We start from the raw sequence: 18,354 nt of genomic DNA on the forward strand, positions 1-18,354 counted from the left end.
TAATTTATGTATTTAAAACTCATATTTAGTTAATACCTTGCATTTAGAAATTTTAGAAAATTTTGATTTTGTAAACTGTTTTACATTCAATTGGGTGGATAAACCTTATAATGAGTTAAAAGTTGGATAGTAAAAAGGTGATAAATGTGAATTTGATTAAGAACTGGTTGGATGTGAAAAGTGAAGCGGCTGAGTACCTAAGTCATATCATTCGAATCAATACTAGTAATCCATTTAAAAATGAAATGGACGCAATTCAGTATCTAGTTGAAGTGGCTGAACAGAATGGATTGTATACATACGTCCATAAAACAGATGAAAATCGGGGAAATATAGTCATTTCATTAAACCCAGATTATAGTAATCCGATTGTTTTATTGTCTCATTTAGACGTTGTTCCAGCAAATGAGGAAGATTGGGAGGTGCCTCCATTTAGTGGGGAAATTATCAATGACGTTTTATGGGGAAGGGGAACCATTGATACAAAACAATTAACCATCACTCATCTAATGGTATTGATATTATTGAAACGTAACAACGTCCCACTTAACAGGGATATTATTATGATTGCGACCTCAGATGAGGAAAACGGGAGTCAGTTTGGGTTGCTTCCTTTTTTAGAAAAACACCCTACTTTGTTTAACAATAGCATCGTATTTAACGAGGGCGGAGGGTTCCCGCTTTTGATTGAGAATCAAGTTTATTATTTATGTGAACTTGGGCAAAAGGGATTGGCTAAAGTCAGAATAACAGCAAAGAAAGATTCCTCATCAAATCCATATCTTCCTAACAACAATGGAATGCAGGTAATCCTTGATGCGATCAATGCTTTCCAAGAACCAAATATCTGCGAAAAGATTCCTCCAGCTACCTTAGCCTTATTTAATACAATTGCTTCATCTCAGGATTGGCATTTTTCTGAACATGAATTGGAGCTGTTTTTAAATAAAATACCACCTAACCACCTTTCTTTATTTATAGCCATGTCAAAAACCACTTTTTCCATTACAAAATGGAATGGCGGAAAGAAGCATCCAGAATTAATGAACCAATATGAAATTTTCTTGGATAGCAGACCGGTTCCGTCTGTCAATAAAGAAGCATATGACAAAATGCTAGAGACCATTCTAGGTGATTTACCTGTACAATATGAGATTCTATCCTTTTCACAAGGCTATGAGTCAGAGATTAATCATGACCATTTGGCTCTCTTTGAGCAGGAGCTTCAAACGGAGGTTCCTAATGCCAAGGTGGTTCCATTTTTATCGATTGGCGGGAGTGATGCAAGGCACTTAACGGGATATAATTCCCAAATTTATGGTTATTGCCCAATGCTGCCCGATATGAGCTTTGATAGAGTCATTAAAATGGTGCATGGGGTAAACGAAAGAATTCCGTTGGAGTCACTGAGATTTGGCATTCAAAATATGTATAACATCCTTATACAAATGGAAGGAGTGTATGAAGAATGATATCTGCTGCAAATTCAATTACTTCTGAAAAATTGGAACAGGCCACACGGCTGCTAAACGAAAATGGTGTGGATACATGGCTAATCTTAACGAGGGAAGGCACGGATCCCGCCCTTCCATTATTAGTAGGAATCCGGTCAGTCCATAAAGCAGCCATTTTCATTCGAAGCAATGGTGAGCATATTGCCCTTACCTCTGTTAGTGATAAAGGAAGTTATGAATCCACAAACCTATTTACAAAAGTGCTTGTCTATGAAGCTGGTATGGAGGAGGCATTCCTTAAACTCTTTGAGGAAGTCCAGCCGCAAAAGCTTGCCTTAAATATTTCACAGAGTGACCATCTTTGCGATGGGTTAACACAAGGATTATATGTGTGGCTAGAAAATGTAATTGGTAAAGACCGCCTAGCTGGTTTGGAGGTTTCAAGTGAGTCGGTTTTGAAGAAGCTACGCAGTGTGAAAACAGCAGGAGAGCTACAAAATATTAAGAAGGCCATTGCGTACACAACAGATATTTTTGATGAAGTATTTAAGAATATTACATGCGGAATGACAGAATTGGAAATCGGCCAATTATTTGTTGATGAGATGGGGAAAAGAGGAGTGACAAACGGTTTAGGTCATCCTAACGATCCCCCTCTTGTATGCATTGTTAGAAAAGGGCTGGCACATCGGAAACCTGCGGACCATCAGACTGAGCCTGGCGATATTGTCATAATCGACTTCAGCCTAAAGTACAGCCACTATGTATCAGACATTGCCCGAACCTGCTATTTTTTAAAACCGGGTGAAAAGGAAGCCCCTGTGGAAATCCAGCATGCTTTCGATACCGCAATCGATGCCATTACGGCTTCCATAGAGACTTTAGTTCATGGAAAGACTGGATATGAGGTGGATGCCGTTGGAAGAAAAGTAATTGAAGATGGCGGTTATCCAACCATTCGCCATTCAGTCGGCCACCAGATTGGCCGTGCCACTCATGACGGTGGAACCATATTAGGACCCAAACGTGTACCGCCAAGACCTGAAGTTGAAGGGATTATTGAAGTTGGTGAAATCTATGCTATTGAACCAACTGTCATCCAGGATAACGGTCTTCCATGCATCTTAGTGGAAGAAAATGTTCTTGTCACTGAACAAGGACCAGCTGTTTTGAGCAAAAGACAGACTGAACTTGTACTGATTCCTGCGGAAGGTAAATAAAGATGAGTTTGAAAAATGAGGCACTGTATTATTTTAGAAACATGCTCAAAATCAATACAACAAATGAGCTTGCTACCGAATATTTACTAGCGAATCATCTAAAAGAAATCCTTGACAACAATACTATTTATTCCCAAATAGTTTACAGTAACAAAGGCAGGACATCCATTATTTCTAAATTAGCCGGAGAGAATAAACAGCTACAGCCTGTTATTCTTCTTTCACACTTAGATGTTTGTGCGGCGAGGGTAGAAGAGTGGACGTTTCCCCCATTTTCAGGAGACATCTATGAAAATAAAATTTGGGGTCGGGGAACCCTTGATACAAAGCAACTTACTGTGATGCATCTAATGGCTTTCCTACATCTAAAAAGAATGAATCTACCATTGAACCGAGATGTCTATTTTATAGCTACTGCGGATGAGGAAAATGGAAGCAAGGAAGGAATGGAGTTCATTTCCAGACAGTTTCCAGACATTTTTAGAAACAGTATTGTTCTAAGTGAAGGCGGTGGATTTACAGTCAAAAGTGAAAATGGAGAAACCCTTATGTTATTTGCCTCCGGTGAAAAGGGGACAGCAAGGGTATCCATCACAGCAACAGGGGACGGGGGGCATGCTGGTTGTCCGCCAGAAAACCAAGCCATAGGAAAGCTAGCCAAGGTACTTGACTACCTCATGAAAATTAGTTTCCCTGCAGGTAATTACCTGGTTCTTCAACAGTTTCGTGATGAAATGGAAAAGATGATGAATCAAGAAAATGAACAGGGGCAATTGGTGAAAAGACTCTATGAATATATGAAGGAAACAACCGTTACGCCTGAACTCATTCGTATAGGGGATCAGTTAAATGTGATTCCTTATAAGGCTGAAGTCCTTCTAGAATTCAGAACACTGCCTAATCAAACAAGAGAACAGTTTGAATTATTTATGAAAGAATGGACTACGCCACCTAATGTACAGTACCAATTATTGTCTTTTCAGCAAGGATATGAAAGCGACCCTAAGGGTGAAATTATTTCTTTGTTTAAGACTCAATCGGAACGATTGGGTTTAAACAAGAGATGGGTACCTTTTACTGCCTTAGGTAAAACAGATGGAAGATTTATAGGAGAAATGGCAAGCCAAATATACGGGCTTTCACCTACCCTGACTTTATTTACAGAGGTGCTCAATAGGGTGCATAACAAGGATGAACATATCGAACTAGAGTCCTTTGAATATGGTGTACAACTGATGAAGGATGTTTTAGAGGAATTTTGCATAAGCAAGGGAGGCGGAGAGAATGTATCAGATACAAAAGGAAAAGTTGAATCAGACCATTGATAGCTTAAGAGAATTAGAGATTGATATGTGGCTCATTCTTACATCAGAGGGCAGTGATCCTTGTATTCCCCTTATTACAGGGGTAGGAACAGTTGGTCCCGGTGTGTTCATATTTACAAAAGAAGGAAGAAAACTGGCATTATGCAGTAGTATCGATGCTCAAGATTTAGAGGAGTCGGAGCTTTTTGATGAAGTATGTAAGCATACTGGAAGTCTTGAAACTCTAATAGTTGAAACAGTAAGAAAGTTAAACCCAAGGAATATTGCTTTAAATATTTCGGTCGAGGAGCATTTGGCTGATGGGTTAACTGCAGGCCGTTACCGTTGGTTAAAAAATACTCTTAAAGGGGTATTTAATGGGGAATTTGTTTCCTCAGAACCATTTCTAACCCTAATTAGAAGTATTAAATCTAAAACTGAGATTGAAAGAATTGAAAAAGCAGTGAAGGTAACTGAGAGAATCTATAAGAGAGTATTTACAAAAATGAAGGCAGGAATGACAGAACGGGAATTGGGAACTTTATTCATTGCAGAAATGGAAAGGGAAAATGTTGTGAATGGGGTGGATCGTTCTCTTTCCTTGCCTATCGTTTTAAAGGAGAATATCGCCCATAGAGGGCCGGGCGAGGCTGTCATTCATGAAGGCGATCTTGTTATCTTCGACTTTAGTGTTGAGGTGGATGGATATGTTTCGGATATTGCCAGAACCGTTTACTTTTTAAAAGAAGGTGAAACCGAAGTCCCTGAACCTATCAAGGCTGCCTTTTCAGCTGTTCATGAAGCCATAACAAGGGCTGCTCTTATGATGAAACCTGGTGTAAAGGGGTACGAAGTGGACGGGGCAGCTCGAAATTACTATGTGTCTCTTGGCTACCCTGAAATTACTCATGCAACAGGCCACCAAATTGGGAGAGATGTACATGATGGAGGCATTCTTTTAGGCCCTAGATGGAAACGATATGGAAACGCGCCGTATGGAGAATTAAAAGAAGGTATGGTTTTCACCATTGAACCTACACTTTTTTTGGAGAATGGTATTCATTTTATTGTAGAGGAAAATGTTGTTGTTACTTCTAATGGAATTAGGTATTTATCCGAGCGCCAAGATGAATTGATTCTTATTTCCAATAACAGGAAAGTGGGGGAGGAGATTCTTGAAAAAATACCTGATTAAAAGATTACTTCAATCGATACCCATTCTAATTGGAATTTCTATCATGACTTTTGCCATTATGCAGCTAGCACCGGGAAATCCAATGCAAACTATGATTGATCCGAAAATATCAGCAGAGGAAATAGAAAGAGCTCAGGAAAACCTTGGGTTAAATGATTCGCTTCCAGTTCAGTATTTCAACTGGATTACGCAAATTTTACAAGGAAATCTTGGATATACGATTAAGACTGGTCAGCCAGTTGGTCAGTTAATACTGGAACGCCTCCCAGCTACATTGTTGTTGACAGGAACTGCATTTATTATTGCGTTTGTTATTGGGGTTCCTTTAGGGGTATACTCCGCAACTAAGCGGAATAAATTGCCTGATTATGTACTGACTGTTATGTCTTTTATAGGTATCTCTATTCCATCATTCTTTTTTGGTTTAGGTATGATTTTTATCTTTGCTTTAAAGCTAGGATGGTTGCCAACTTCTGGGATGGTTACGATAGGGGCAGATTATACTGGATTTGCCCTCTTTATGGATTATTTTAAGCACGTTATTATGCCAGCTCTTGTCTTGGCATTACCGACAGTGGCAGTTGTTATGCGTTTTACACGTTCCAGTATGCTGGAAGTCCTGAATCAGGAATTTATCCGAACAGCAGACTCCAAAGGGTTAAGCAAAGCAAAAGTATATCTCAAGCATGCATTAAGGAATGCTTTAATTCCAGTAATCACCATATTTGGACTATCCATTCCCTTTTTGTTTGGAGGGGCATATATCACAGAACACATTTTTAACTGGCCAGGAATGGGTAGCTTAGGAATTCAATCTATTGTTGCAAGGGAATACCCCGTTATTATGGCCCTCAATCTGTTTACATCCATTTTAGTGATGGCCGGTAACTTACTGGCAGATGTCATGTATGCATGGGCAGATCCACGGATTAGATATTAAAAAAGTGGGGAAAGGGGGAATTGTCCTTGAATAGCAGTATTGAGGTACAGCAAACTAACAAAGAGCTCGTCCAGCAATATAAAAAGAAAAGATGGCGGGACCATGCTGCTTGGAAACGATTTAAAAAGAATAAGCTTGCGGTCTTTGGTGCCATTATACTTCTGATATTTCTCATTCTAGCAGTTTTAGCACCACTTATATCTCCTTTCAGTCCCTATGAATCAACGAAAGGAGAATTTGGGGACATTAATGTCCTGGCACCGCCAGGCGATGGTCATCTACTAGGCACTGATAGTCTGGGAAGAGATATGCTATCGAGGATCATTTATGGAGGGAGGGTTTCCCTAAGTGTAGCATTTGTTGCGGTTATGATTGCGACAATAACAGGGGTATTTCTCGGACTTGTAGCTGGCTTTTATGGGAAATGGGTTGATACTGTTATTATGCGTATAACTGATGTCGTCATTTGTTTCCCGGTATTATTCTTAGCCATTACCGTAGCCACCATTTTAAAGCCCAGCCTTTTTAATGTAATGATTATCATTGGATTGGTTAGTTGGACAACGATGACAAGGCTTGTAAGGGGAGAGGTATTGCGTCTTCGGGAAATGGAATACATCGAAGCCACAAGGGCAATGGGCCAGAACGATGCGATTATCATTTTAAGGCATATCCTGCCCAATATTATGGCACCAATTGTGGTCCAGGGAACGTTACAAACTGCCGAGGCGATTTTAACTGAATCAGCATTAAGCTTTTTGGGAGTTGGCGTACAGCAGCCTGTTCCTAGTTGGGGCAATATGTTAAATGAAGCTACATCGATTATGGTTTTACAATTTAAACCTTGGGTATGGATGCCTGCTGGATTTGCTATTTTACTCACCATTCTTTGTATTAACTTTGTAGGGGATGGCTTACGGGATGCATTAGACCCAAAAGTAAAAAATTAAATAAAGGGGGAAATTGTAATGAAGAAAAAGAGAAGTTTAGTCGGTTTAATTTTCTTAATTTTCACACTACTATTATCAGCTTGTTCTTCTGATAGTGCTTCCACCACAAAGAACCAAGAGAAAAGCAACGAGCCAGCAAAAGAAGTAAAGGAAAAAGTAGGGGGAACTGTTACCGTTGCCTTTAATAGTGAACCAGGTAATCTTAACCCTGTTATTTGGGCTACTACCTCAGATACGAATGTCACCCATATGATATTTGATTCGCTTGTTATACCCGATAAAGAATTAAAAATGGTTGGTAGTTTAGCAGAAAATTGGGATGTGTCAGAGGATGGAAAGTCTTATACCTTCCATCTTAAAAAAGGCGTGAAATGGCATGATGGGGTGCCATTCACGGCAAAGGATGTTGAATTTACTTTTACATCGTTGGCAGATGCTAAATATGATGCAGGGGCCTATTGGAGAGTCGATCCCATTGTAGGAGCAGCAGAATACAAAGAAGGCAAGGCCGATAAGGTTGCAGGCATTGAGGTCATTGATGACAATACCATTAAATTTACAACGAAAGAGCCATTTGCACCGTTTATTTCTGGATTATTTATAGGGATTGTTCCGGAACATATTCTAAAAGATGTATCACCTGGTGAATGGGAAAAACATCAGTCAAATCGTGCTCCAATTGGAACGGGTCCTTTTAAGTTTGTTAAATGGGAAACTGGACAGTATATAGAATTAGAGGCAAACAAAGATTATTTTGGCGGAGCACCTAAGTTAGATAAGATCATTGTTCGTTTTGGGGATGCAAATACAATGTTAGCATCTGTATTGAGTAAGGATGTTGATATTACCCCAGTACCTGTTGCCGAAACTCCTTCTGTAAGTAGTCTCGACTATGCGGGATTAGTTACTCAAACATCTTTAAGTGTGTACTATGTAGGGTTCAATTCAAAAAATGCTCAGTTTAAGGATGTTAGAGTCCGTCAAGCATTAGCACATGCCGTTGATAAGAAAGCAATCGTTTCTACTATTCTTGGGAAATATGGTCAGGTTGCGGATGATATTTTCCCATCTAAGCATTGGTCACATAATCCTGATCTACCAAACTATGAATATGATACAGCTAAGGCCCAGGCGTTGCTGGAAGAAGCCGGTTATAAGAAAAATAGTAAGGGGATTTATGCAAAGGATGGGAAAGAACTTAGCTTCACGATGGAAGTTCCTACAGGTACAAAAGAAAGAGAAAAATCAGCCGTTCTCTTAAAAGAAATGTGGGAGAAAGTTGGCGTGAAAATGGAAATTAGATCGCTTGATTTTCCAACGCTGGTCACAAAACTTTTACCGAAAACAAAGGATGGAAAACAAAGAGCAGTAACAAAGGACGATTATGATGCCTATATCCTTGGTTTTGGTGTTGAAGCGGATCCAGATGAATATAGAAGCTATTTCGGAACTGCGTATATGCCGCCTAACGGATATAATTTCGTAAGCTATTCGGATCCAAAAGTAGACGAATTGTTAGAGCAGCAGACAAAGGAAATTGATTTAGATAAACGCCAAAAATTAATTTGGGAAGTTGGCAAGAAACTCGCTGAAGACGAAATATGGATTCCATTATATGAGCAGGTTTCACCATTCGTAGTAAATAATAGAGTCTCCGGTTTCGACCCGGATTTTAGAGGTGCTACATTCAATGCTGAAGATTGGGCGATAAAAGAATAAAAAAGGTCAGTGGAAAGGGTGATATCGCTCGGGCACAAGAGGGAGATATCACCCTGACTATATGAGGTACCTGTATGGAGGTGTAAGGATGAACAGTAGGATAAACAAGCTGCGTAATTTGATGCAGGAACAGGGGCTGGATGCCTTGTTTATCCAATCCTATGAAAATAGAAGGTATTTTTCCGGTTTTTCAGGAAGCAACGGCTATTTGCTTGTTACTGCAGGGTATTGCGGCTTGATTACTGATCAAAGGTATACAGAACAGGCAAAGGAGCAGGCCCCTGATTTTGAAATCATCACACATGGAATTGACCCATTTGTAACGATTCAATCTGTTTTTCAGGACAAAGAGATTTCGACCATTGGTTTTGAATCAGAATCACTTTCATTTCACCTATTTAATAAAATTAAATCCTTAATCCAGAAATGTGAATGGGTTCCTCTTACAACTGAACTCCTCAAAATTAGAAGGATTAAGGATGATGAGGAAATTAAAGTAATCCGCGAGTCTATTGCTATTTCAGATCAAGCATTTAAAGATTTAATACCGTTAATAAAACCTGGAATGTCTGAAAGGGAAGTCGCTGTAGAATTAGAATATTTGATGGGAAAACACGGGCATGATGGTCCTGCCTTTGGAACAATCGTTGCTGCCGACATACGTGCCGCACTTCCACATGCGGTTCCATCAAATAATCAAGTTAAGGAGAATCATTTTCTATTAATTGATTATGGAGTTAAATACCAAGGATATATGTCAGATATGACACGAACTCTCTGGATTGGTAATCCGAATGAGGAATTAAAAGGATATTATCACCTTGTACATGAAGCATTAGAACGGGCCGTTGAAGAAGTAAAGCCCGGAATGACCGGTCATGATTTAGATGCTGTTGCAAGGGAAGTGTTTTTTAGAGAGGGACTGGAGGGTTACAGTTTAAGAGGTCTTGGACATGGTGTAGGACTACAAATTCATGAAAATCCAAGGATTGTCTTGCAATCCGAAGAGGTATTAGAACCGGGAATGGTATTCACCATTGAACCAGGATTATATATACCTGGAAAAGCGGGTGTTCGGGTGGAGGATGTGGTCCTGGTTACGAACAACGGTTGTGAAGTTCTGACTAATACACCGAGACATATCCATATCTAAGTCAAAGGAGAATGGCTATGGAAAACTTATTGGAGGTCAGGAATTTAAAAACTTATTTTTATCATGATGGCAAGGAAACGGCTGCAGTTGATGGGGTTACTTTTGACTTAAAAAAAGGGGAAACTTTAGGAATAGTGGGGGAGTCGGGAAGTGGTAAAAGTGTTACCTCACTGTCCATTTTGCAGCTCATATCTAAGCCGCATGGAAAAATTATTGAGGGTGAAGTAGTTTTTAAAGGAAAAGACCTCGTAAAAATGGGAGAAAAAGAGATTAGAAAAATAAGAGGAAATGAAATCTCTATGATTTTTCAGGAACCAATGACATCGTTAAATCCAGTTTTTACGGTTGGTAATCAAATTATGGAGGTTCTTTCCCAGCACCAAGGACTTTCGTCTAAAGAAGCAAGAGCTACGGCAATAGAGATGCTTAAATTAGTGGGAATCCCCTCTGCAGAAAAAAGGGCAGAGCAGTATCCTCATCAGTTATCTGGCGGAATGAGACAAAGGGTAATGATTGCAATGGCTTTAGCATGTAACCCGGATTTGCTTATTGCGGATGAACCAACAACGGCACTTGATGTGACAACACAGGCGCAAATATTAGAACTTATGAATGATCTGAAGGATAGGTTGAATACGGCCATCCTTTTGATTACTCATGATCTTGGTGTAGTTGCGGAAACAGCCGATAAAGTTGCTGTCATGTACCTTGGCAGGATTGTGGAATATGCCGATGTCGAATCATTCTTCGAATCTCCCAAGCATCCCTATTCTATTGGACTACTCAAGTCAATTCCTAATATAGATGGCAGGGTGGAACGGCTGAATCCAATTACTGGGCAAGTTCCGCATCCTTCTGAAGTAACACAAGGCTGTCGTTTTGCAAACAGGTGTGAATATGCACAATCCATTTGCCAGCAGGAGGAACCACCGCTTATTGAATGTAAAGATCGTAGAATTAGGTGTTGGATCTATTCAAACCAATGGCCAGGTGGAAAGGGGGATTTAAATGGCAGAGAAATTGCTACAGGTGGAAAATCTTAAAAAGTGGTTTCCTGTCGAGGGAGATAAGCTATTTAGCAAGTCCACGAGCGTTGTAAAGGCAGTTGATGATATAAGCTTTTATATAGAGAAAGGTGAAACTCTGGGACTTGTTGGTGAATCAGGGTGTGGAAAGTCAACTGCAGGTAGGGTTATTCTTCGATTAATCGAGGCAACCGAAGGTCGAATTCTAATCGAAAATGAGGACATTCGAGCACTTACATCCAAAAATTTAAAACAAAAAAGAAAGGATATGCAAATTGTTTTTCAGGACCCTTATGCCTCACTAAATCCACGCTTAAAGGTAGAGCAAATTTTGGAAGAACCAATGTCTATCCATTTAGACATATCTAAAAAGGAACGAAAAGAAAGAGTCAAGCAAATTATGCAGGATGTTGGATTAAACCATGCCTATATCGACCGGTATCCGCATGAATTTTCTGGCGGCCAGCGGCAAAGAATTGGTATTGCCAGGGCATTGGCTGTGAATCCAAAACTAATTATCATGGATGAACCTGTGTCGGCACTCGATGTATCTGTACAAGCACAGGTATTAAATCTAATTCAGGACCTTCAAAAGAAATATGGTTTAACCTACTTGTTCATTACACATAATCTAGGTGTCGTTAAGCATATTTCAAACCGGATTGCTGTCATGTACCTAGGGAAAATAGTAGAGATCGCGGATCGTGATGAATTTTTCGATAATGCTAAACACCCGTATGCTCAAGCGTTATTGTCTGCCATCCCAAGACCAGATCCCAAATTAAAAAGGAAACGGATTATCTTAAATGGGGATATCCCGAGTCCGGTGAATCCACCTGAAGGTTGCCGGTTCCATACTCGTTGTCCATACGTGATGGAGGAATGCAAGTCGATATCTCCAGAATTAAAGGATACAGGAAATGGCCACTGGGTTGCTTGTCACCTTCGTTAAAGCCTAGAAAGGGAGAGTAATATGAAAAATTACGATGTCATTATTGTTGGAGCTGGAATCATTGGCTGTTCCATTGCTTATTTTCTCACCGAAAAAGGTTATTCAAATGTATTAGTTATTGATAAAGGTGGAATCGCATCGGATATTACCGGGATTTGCCCAGGTGGTGTCAGGCAACAGTGGGGTACAGAAATTAACTGTATCATGTCTAAAGCATCAACAGAGTTTTTTAAAAATATTAATGCATATCTTGAGCCTGAACATGAAATAAAATTTAGAGAAGTTGGATACCTTTATACCTTCCATTCCGAAGAAGCAAAAAGGAAATATGCTCAGAGTGTGACATTACAAAACTCACTTGGAATTCCTACTAAGTTTTTATCCCCTTTAGAGGCAAAAGAAATTGTACCAGGTATTAACGAATCAAGTTTCATTGCATCTTCCTTTTGTGAAACCGATGGGTTCGCAGATGATGCTTATCATGTTACTCATAGCTTTGCGAAAGCTGCCAAGCGGAAAGGTGTTCAATTCATAAATGATGATGTGGAGCGAATCATTGTAGAGAATGGCGTGGTTAAGGGAGTTTATTGTAAAAATCGTGGGAGCATTACTTGTGATAAAGTAGTGAATGCGGCTGGATTGGGTTCTAAAGGATTAGCAAAAACTGCTGAAATTGATTTGCCTATTAATTTTGAAGTAAGACGAATTTTATATACCAATCGGGTTACAGAACGAATTCTTGAGCCCCTGCTTATTTCATTTGAAATGGGGTTTGCTGCCAAACAATTAACCGATGGGACTATATATTTAAGTTATCTTGGAAAAGACTTGCAGCCACCGTTTAATATGTTTGATTTTCAGTTAAGGGCTGCAGAAGTCGGAACAGAAATTTTTCCGCCGCTTACGGATCTTGTCATCCATTCACATGTTGATGGTACATACGACAGTACTCCGGACCATCAGGCTATTCTAGGTTGTGTAGATGGTTTACCAGGTTATTATCAGGCGGTGGGGATGAGTGGTCATGGGTTTATGATGTCACCTGCGGTTGGGGAAGCTGTAGCCACAATCGTAGCTGAACAAACACCAAAGATTGATGTTTCAAGTTTAAATTATCGGCGATTTAAAAATAACCAGCTGATTTTTGAACCAAGTGTGGTATAGGAGGGAAAGATAATCTTGAATACATTTACGATTACCTTTTTAGATTCAGATGTTTCACTTAAGGCAAGATTATTAAATGAGAAGGCACCTTCGACAAGTGCCGCTTTCATGAGATTGCTTGGGAACCCTATTTATACTACCGGAAGGCATGCAATGTATACAGGGAAGGAAATTTCTATCCAATTGCCAGTAGATGTTTGTAAAGATACACCTCTTCATGATCCAGCAAAAGAAAATCTAACCTGTTTCCCTCAGCCAGGAGATATTCTTTTTACCTTTATGCCTGAGTACGCATGGGGGGGGATTCCAACTCCAATTTATGATTTTGGGCTTTTTTATGGAAAAGAAGCACGCACCTTTTTTCCAGCTGGTTGGATTCCGGGTAATCTTTTTGCAAGAGTGGTAGAAGAAGATTTGGTGGAACTTGAGGAAATTGGCAAAGTCATTCATATGAAGGGACAGCAAAAAATAATGATAAGCCAGAACCTTAAATAATTCAAAATTATTAAATTGAGCGCACCTGATTTAAAAGGTGCGTTTTTAATTTCAAAAAAAATTGCTAGCCTAATATTAGGCTAGACTCAATAAGTATAATAGGGGGAATCACAAAGTTAAACTGCTTAACTGAGCTAAACTTTCATAAATGTCTTCTTTGGTATTATAAATATGTGGTGCGATACGGATGACATCTTTTCGAGCCGATACAATGATGCCTTGCTCTTTCAATAAATATTCAATCCTATTAGCATCCTTAACATAAATTGCTGTGCTGGCACCTTTCGTTTGTAAATCTAATGGACTAGCAATCTGAAATCCCATTTGAGTAGCCATTTCTAAAGTATAAGATGATAAATTGTTCAAATGGTGCTCTATTGCCTTTATCCCAATCCCATTTATGAGAGATAGAGCTGCATCAGCGATATAAGCATTAACTACTGGAGGAGTCCCAGTATTAAATCGCTGCGTAGACTCAGCAAATTCCAATGATTTTAAATTAAAGTCAAATGGGTTTTTCTGCCCAAACCATCCAATGGTCGAGGGTGATAATTGTTCTGAAATCTCTTTTTTTATATAAAGGAACGAGATGCCAGGTACACCTAGAAGATACTTCTGCATTCCCGTTACCAATATATCAATATCCATATCCTTAACGTCTATATCTAAACTGCCTGCAGACTGATAGGCATCTACAAAAAGAAGGGATCCCTTTTTATGGGCAATTTTTGCGATTTCTTTAATATCTTGTTTGAATCCATTGTAATAGGAAACATGGGGAATACAGGTAAGTCCTGTTTTCTCAGATATATATGTTTCATAGTATTCTAGTGGTATAACATTATGATCCGATGGTATAAATGTAACTTTAAAATTTTGAATTCTTTTTTGTGCCAAGACTGCGTGGCCAATACAAGGAAAATCCATTTCTGTTACACAAACCTCTTGCATATTTAAATCTAATGAGTGTAATATGGATGAAATAGAATCAGAAACTGAAGATAAAATGGCTACTTCATCAGGTCTACAGTTAATAAGTTGAGAGAATTTCACCTTCGCGCTATTCACCTTTTCCATCCAAACATCCCAAGACATGCCTTCTTCTATTAAGCTATTCTTATATGCATCCATGGCTTCAATTACCTTACGTGATATTGCACTTTGTGAACAACTTGAAAGTATGATTTTCTTTTCTAAGATGGGAAATTCCGATCTAATTCCTACTAAATTTTCCATAAACAAAGTCCTTTCATATCAAAATGAGGTGAAGAAAATGAATGATATTGTTAATGAGTTCAATTTGCTAAATCCTTGGCTGGACTATCTTCCTTTCACGTGGCAGGAATTAAAGCCAAAATCCGAACAAATTAGATTTGAAAAGCACGAAACTATTTTCCATCAAAACGAAGTTGGCCATTATATATATTTAATTGAATCTGGACGCGTTCGGTTGTTCTTGATCTCACCAAACGGAGAAGAAAAGGCGCTCGCAATTATCGGGAAAAATGGGCTACTAGGTGAGTGTTCTTTGAATGGTGACTCCCGTTATGCTACTAATGCAATAACCGCATCTGAAGTAATACTACATAGAATTTCAATCCCAACCTTTTTTGATTTTCTTTCGAATAACCCACAATACATTCATCAAACTCTTGACCTTATTACAAAAAAATATCGGCTTTTGTGTTCGCAATCTTTACAATTAAGCTATATGAAAGCCTTGCCGAGGGTTTGTGCAGCTTTCATTCAGCTATCTTTACAATATGGCGTAAGGATAGGTGAGAAACAGGTTCAAGTAACCATTAGTTTTACTCATCAGGAAATGGCAAACTTACTAGGTACTACAAGGGTAACCATTGCAAAGAATATAAAATGGCTTGAAGATCATTCATATATTGTAAAAAAAGGAAAGTTATATGTGATTAATAATATTGAGGAACTTGCTGAGTTGGCTAATGATAAAATGCTATTTCCTTAGGTTTATTATATTTTGAAAGTTCAAAAAATAATGTAAAATAGTTAACAATGTCATTATTTTTTTACTATTGATCTTTTTATGGTGTCAGGCACCAAAAATACAAATCTACCTAAGTAGAAACGTCTTCTTTTTTATTGTTTACTTGAAAGGTTTACGTGCAAGAGGCTGAAGTGGCGCCTCTTTTTTTTCTGAAAATTAAAAGTTTATGTCATTTGATGTCTGAGTTATAATGTGAAGTATGTTGCAAAATCTATTTTCTAATCAGCTATTAAGAACTTAGTTAAGTAAGATGATCTTAACCTGAAACTGATTCATAAATACGAAATTAATTAGAGGAGACGATAACATTGTCATTAGAACTATTATCAAAAAACACAGCAGAAGTCATTCATGCTTTTATTAGTCAGCCTCATTGGGATAAAGTTGAGCGGGAAGAAGGAGTTAAAAAGGTTTTAATAAAAATAAGAGAAGGTGTAGGTTCGCATGAAGAGTATTTAAAGGAACTCTTAGAAATTGTAACCTTTCAATACGCAAATACAAATACGGCCATCTCTTTTTTAGCACAGTGTATCGAAGAAGAACAGTTTTTCCCACTAGAAATTTTCCATTCTCTCATGGCGGATGTTCCGAAACAAGTCGAAGAAACTAATTTCCTTGAAGAAAATATGCCTCGGTTTCAACAGTTAGTTTACCAAGGCTCGGGCGTTGAAGAGCAAGTAGTCCATGCGGAAGGTGTTTTATTCCATACCAAGCTAGTAAACGATTTGCTGGTCGAATTTATAGGTACATTCCTGCATCCGGATAATAGGGACTTCATGGAGAACTTCATGGAATATTCAACAAAAGTAGTCATTGATACGGTTATGAATTTATGCCAGGCATATGCTAATCATATTATAGAAGAGTTAAACGCCATTCATTCAGCTAAATAGACACATTCATGTTGGCGATCTATTTTCTAGTATGATCACCGCGATTCTGGCATTTCTTAACCATAAAAAATAATATCACTTAGGTCATGTTGGAAGAACATGGCCTTTTTAAGCGAGATTATTGTGGCGATTTATACAGGAATAAGAACTTCACCAGAAGCAGCAGCTTTTGGAGCATTCAGATACACAAGTGATTTGACTTATGATTAAACGATAAATTTTTAAGCATTATGACAGCTTTGATAGAAACCGTTCAACAAACTTGTTTTGTTGCTTTTAGCAGGCTGGGGAAGTCTCTCATAATAAGTTAATATACCCACTTTAATTGAAATTTCGTTATCTACTTTCCATGATTTTGGTATAATAATAGTAATTAAGTTTTACAAATAGTGAGATAAAAAGGAAGGTAACAAATGATTGCTCAGAATCAACCCAAAGTGGATGATAAATTAGGTTTTATTCAAAAAGTAATTGATACAGGAGACTATGATGTAGCAGTTAAAGAAAGCTGTACAGTGTTTGAGATAGTCTTTAAAAAGATTTTTAAGCAAGCTGTTTCTTCCTTATCCTACAAGGATAGAGAATACATATTAGAAATAGAAAAAAAGATTGGCAAGGGGAATAAAGGGGTAGAAGACTTTGGATTTGGAGAGCTAGTTGGTCTCTTCCGTGAAAGTGATCTCATGAACAAATGGGCTACTCACACATCAAAGGACCTAGGTCTACTTCGTACATTAAATTTTTCTTCCATTGTCAGCCTGAGAAACAAAATCGTTCATGATGGGATTACCTGTAGTCGCGGAGAGGCGAATCTAGTTTATGAATATCTACGAAACTTACTTGCTATTTTAGGATTTGCTGATTTGGATAGTTCAATAAACAATTCCTTTATAAAAAATACCGAGTCTGTTGTGGAGGAAGCAAGTACACAAATTGCGCTTCCTGATTTAAATAGTCTACCTGTTGTCAAAAAAGAGGCTAGACAAAAATCTCATTACTCCTCCTCCCATAAAGGTGAAGAAGAACGCCTGATTTTACAAGCGAAAAACTATGAAGAAATCGATCAAGAAGTATTTCAATACATTATGAGTAATCTTGCTGAAAAAACAGATTTGGTTGTCCTAGATTTAGGGTGCGCTTCAGGCGTAGTAACCTATGAACGTTTTAGTCAGTTTGAGAATGTGAAACATGTCATTGGGATTGATTTTAATGAAAATAAAATAAAAGATGCCAAAAATAATTATGAAAATGAAAAGTTTACGTTTTTCCATGTTGATATTGAAGCAGATGATTTTGTAGAAACCATTAGGTCCAAATTAAGTGACATCGGGATTGAAGAAATTGACATCATTTTCTCTGCTTTTACCATACATCATTTAGAAAAACCTATGAAGGCCTTACTGAAGATTCGAAATCTCCTAACAAGGGGTGGGTACTTTGCCATTCGCGGTTCAGATGATGGTTCAAAGATTGCTTACCCAGATGACCAAAATTTAATAGGTACGATCCTAGAACTAACGAGTCAGATAGAAGGTGTCTCTGATCGGGAAAATGCCAGAAAACAGTTTTATCAATTACGTAGAACAGGATTTAAAAATATTAAAACCTTTTATAATGTTCGCGATACTACGGCGTTAAATACCGAAGAACGGCATAATTTATTTACTGAGAACTTTACATTTAGATATAACTATTTTAAAAATAGACTCAAGAATCATCCTGACAATACTAGATATCGTCAAGAGTATGAGTGGGTCAAAAATGCTTTGGAAGAAATTGAATTAATGTTCTTGGATGAGTCTTTCTATTTTCAAGAAATTCATTATTGTGCAATCGGCAGAAAATAAAATTCGAATGGGAAGCCTGTGAAAGA

The 18,354-nt window shown here is 38.2% G+C and carries 16 protein-coding genes; 15 read left to right on the top strand and 1 reads right to left on the bottom strand.

The features are described 5' to 3' along the window. Positions 1 to 146 precede the first annotated feature (146 nt). The 12 genes from ABES03_RS16475 (at position 147) to ABES03_RS16530 (ending at position 13,571) form a co-directional block, all read left to right on the top strand. Positions 147 to 1,472 carry a M20/M25/M40 family metallo-hydrolase gene (locus tag ABES03_RS16475; protein WP_430118621.1) on the top strand — a complete coding sequence of 442 codons (1,326 nt, stop codon included), beginning with the start codon at positions 147 to 149 and terminating at the stop codon, positions 1,470 to 1,472. Further along, the gene (locus ABES03_RS16480; RefSeq protein WP_430118623.1) at positions 1,469 to 2,674 is read left to right on the top strand and encodes a M24 family metallopeptidase; all 1,206 of its coding nucleotides are present in this window, start codon (positions 1,469 to 1,471) and stop codon (positions 2,672 to 2,674) included. Before ABES03_RS16475 ends, ABES03_RS16480 begins: the two co-directional genes overlap by 4 nt. Positions 2,675 to 2,676: 2 nt before the next feature. Next, positions 2,677 to 3,999 (top strand): M20/M25/M40 family metallo-hydrolase, encoded by a 1,323-nt coding sequence (locus ABES03_RS16485; RefSeq protein WP_430118625.1) that lies wholly within the window; start codon positions 2,677 to 2,679, stop codon positions 3,997 to 3,999. Beyond that, positions 3,959 to 5,173 carry a M24 family metallopeptidase gene (locus tag ABES03_RS16490; protein ID WP_430118627.1) on the top strand — a complete coding sequence of 405 codons (1,215 nt, stop codon included), beginning with the start codon at positions 3,959 to 3,961 and terminating at the stop codon, positions 5,171 to 5,173. The genes ABES03_RS16485 and ABES03_RS16490 overlap by 41 nt, the downstream gene beginning before the upstream one ends. Then, on the top strand, positions 5,154 to 6,113 hold the full coding sequence (locus ABES03_RS16495; protein WP_430118629.1) for an ABC transporter permease: 960 nt from the start codon (positions 5,154 to 5,156) through the stop codon (positions 6,111 to 6,113). Before ABES03_RS16490 ends, ABES03_RS16495 begins: the two co-directional genes overlap by 20 nt. 26 nt (positions 6,114 to 6,139) lie before the next feature. Next, the gene (opp4C, locus tag ABES03_RS16500; protein ID WP_430118631.1) at positions 6,140 to 7,063 is read left to right on the top strand and encodes an oligopeptide ABC transporter permease; all 924 of its coding nucleotides are present in this window, start codon (positions 6,140 to 6,142) and stop codon (positions 7,061 to 7,063) included. Positions 7,064 to 7,081: 18 nt separating this feature from the next. Beyond that, positions 7,082 to 8,782: a peptide-binding protein gene (locus tag ABES03_RS16505; RefSeq protein ID WP_430118633.1), complete on the top strand. Its 1,701-nt coding sequence runs from the start codon at positions 7,082 to 7,084 to the stop codon at positions 8,780 to 8,782. A gap of 88 nt (positions 8,783 to 8,870) precedes the next feature. Continuing rightward, positions 8,871 to 9,935, top strand: coding sequence for a M24 family metallopeptidase (locus tag ABES03_RS16510; protein ID WP_430118635.1), 1,065 nt, complete (start codon positions 8,871 to 8,873; stop codon positions 9,933 to 9,935). A gap of 11 nt (positions 9,936 to 9,946) precedes the next feature. Beyond that, complete coding sequence (locus ABES03_RS16515) at positions 9,947 to 10,978, top strand: ABC transporter ATP-binding protein (protein WP_430118637.1); 1,032 nt, start codon at positions 9,947 to 9,949, stop codon at positions 10,976 to 10,978. Next, positions 10,944 to 11,912 (top strand): ABC transporter ATP-binding protein, encoded by a 969-nt coding sequence (locus ABES03_RS16520; protein ID WP_430118639.1) that lies wholly within the window; start codon positions 10,944 to 10,946, stop codon positions 11,910 to 11,912. Before ABES03_RS16515 ends, ABES03_RS16520 begins: the two co-directional genes overlap by 35 nt. A 21-nt stretch (positions 11,913 to 11,933) precedes the next feature. Beyond that, positions 11,934 to 13,076, top strand: coding sequence for an NAD(P)/FAD-dependent oxidoreductase (locus ABES03_RS16525; RefSeq protein ID WP_430118641.1), 1,143 nt, complete (start codon positions 11,934 to 11,936; stop codon positions 13,074 to 13,076). Positions 13,077 to 13,091: 15 nt separating this feature from the next. After that, positions 13,092 to 13,571 carry a DUF3830 family protein gene (locus ABES03_RS16530; protein ID WP_430118643.1) on the top strand — a complete coding sequence of 160 codons (480 nt, stop codon included), beginning with the start codon at positions 13,092 to 13,094 and terminating at the stop codon, positions 13,569 to 13,571. Between the two features lie 108 nt (positions 13,572 to 13,679). On the opposite strand, the gene ABES03_RS16535 is transcribed toward ABES03_RS16530, so the two are convergent. Beyond that, positions 13,680 to 14,807, bottom strand: a complete 1,128-nt coding sequence (locus ABES03_RS16535; RefSeq protein ID WP_430118645.1) for an aminotransferase class V-fold PLP-dependent enzyme — start codon at positions 14,805 to 14,807, stop codon at positions 13,680 to 13,682. Positions 14,808 to 14,844: 37 nt separating this feature from the next. On the opposite strand from ABES03_RS16535, the gene ABES03_RS16540 reads away from it, so the two are divergent. The 3 genes from ABES03_RS16540 (at position 14,845) to ABES03_RS16550 (ending at position 18,328) form a co-directional block, all read left to right on the top strand. Then, positions 14,845 to 15,549: a Crp/Fnr family transcriptional regulator gene (locus ABES03_RS16540; protein WP_430118647.1), complete on the top strand. Its 705-nt coding sequence runs from the start codon at positions 14,845 to 14,847 to the stop codon at positions 15,547 to 15,549. A gap of 347 nt (positions 15,550 to 15,896) precedes the next feature. Then, positions 15,897 to 16,481, top strand: a complete 585-nt coding sequence (locus ABES03_RS16545; RefSeq protein ID WP_430118649.1) for a hypothetical protein — start codon at positions 15,897 to 15,899, stop codon at positions 16,479 to 16,481. A gap of 413 nt (positions 16,482 to 16,894) precedes the next feature. Then, positions 16,895 to 18,328, top strand: coding sequence for a methyltransferase domain-containing protein (locus tag ABES03_RS16550; protein WP_430118651.1), 1,434 nt, complete (start codon positions 16,895 to 16,897; stop codon positions 18,326 to 18,328). Positions 18,329 to 18,354 lie beyond the last annotated feature (26 nt).

Origin of the sequence: Neobacillus rhizosphaerae (genome assembly GCF_050477885.1) — a bacterium.
Lineage (GTDB): Bacteria > Bacillota > Bacilli > Bacillales > Cytobacillaceae > Neobacillus > Neobacillus rhizosphaerae_A.

What these genes read in the sequence shown, in the direction of transcription:
- ABES03_RS16480 (WP_430118623.1), top strand. Translation starts at nt 1,469, where the DNA reads ATGATATCTGCTGCAAATTCAATTACTTCTGAAAAATTGGAACAGGCC.
- ABES03_RS16510 (WP_430118635.1), top strand. Translation starts at nt 8,871, where the DNA reads ATGAACAGTAGGATAAACAAGCTGCGTAATTTGATGCAGGAACAGGGG.
- ABES03_RS16550 (WP_430118651.1), top strand. Translation starts at nt 16,895, where the DNA reads ATGATTGCTCAGAATCAACCCAAAGTGGATGATAAATTAGGTTTTATT.
- ABES03_RS16525 (WP_430118641.1), top strand. Translation starts at nt 11,934, where the DNA reads ATGAAAAATTACGATGTCATTATTGTTGGAGCTGGAATCATTGGCTGT.
- ABES03_RS16515 (WP_430118637.1), top strand. Translation starts at nt 9,947, where the DNA reads ATGGCTATGGAAAACTTATTGGAGGTCAGGAATTTAAAAACTTATTTT.
- ABES03_RS16540 (WP_430118647.1), top strand. Translation starts at nt 14,845, where the DNA reads ATGAATGATATTGTTAATGAGTTCAATTTGCTAAATCCTTGGCTGGAC.
- ABES03_RS16535 (WP_430118645.1), bottom strand. Translation starts at nt 14,807, where the DNA reads ATGGAAAATTTAGTAGGAATTAGATCGGAATTTCCCATCTTAGAAAAG.
- ABES03_RS16520 (WP_430118639.1), top strand. Translation starts at nt 10,944, where the DNA reads ATGGCAGAGAAATTGCTACAGGTGGAAAATCTTAAAAAGTGGTTTCCT.
- ABES03_RS16490 (WP_430118627.1), top strand. Translation starts at nt 3,959, where the DNA reads ATGTATCAGATACAAAAGGAAAAGTTGAATCAGACCATTGATAGCTTA.
- ABES03_RS16505 (WP_430118633.1), top strand. Translation starts at nt 7,082, where the DNA reads ATGAAGAAAAAGAGAAGTTTAGTCGGTTTAATTTTCTTAATTTTCACA.
- ABES03_RS16485 (WP_430118625.1), top strand. Translation starts at nt 2,677, where the DNA reads ATGAGTTTGAAAAATGAGGCACTGTATTATTTTAGAAACATGCTCAAA.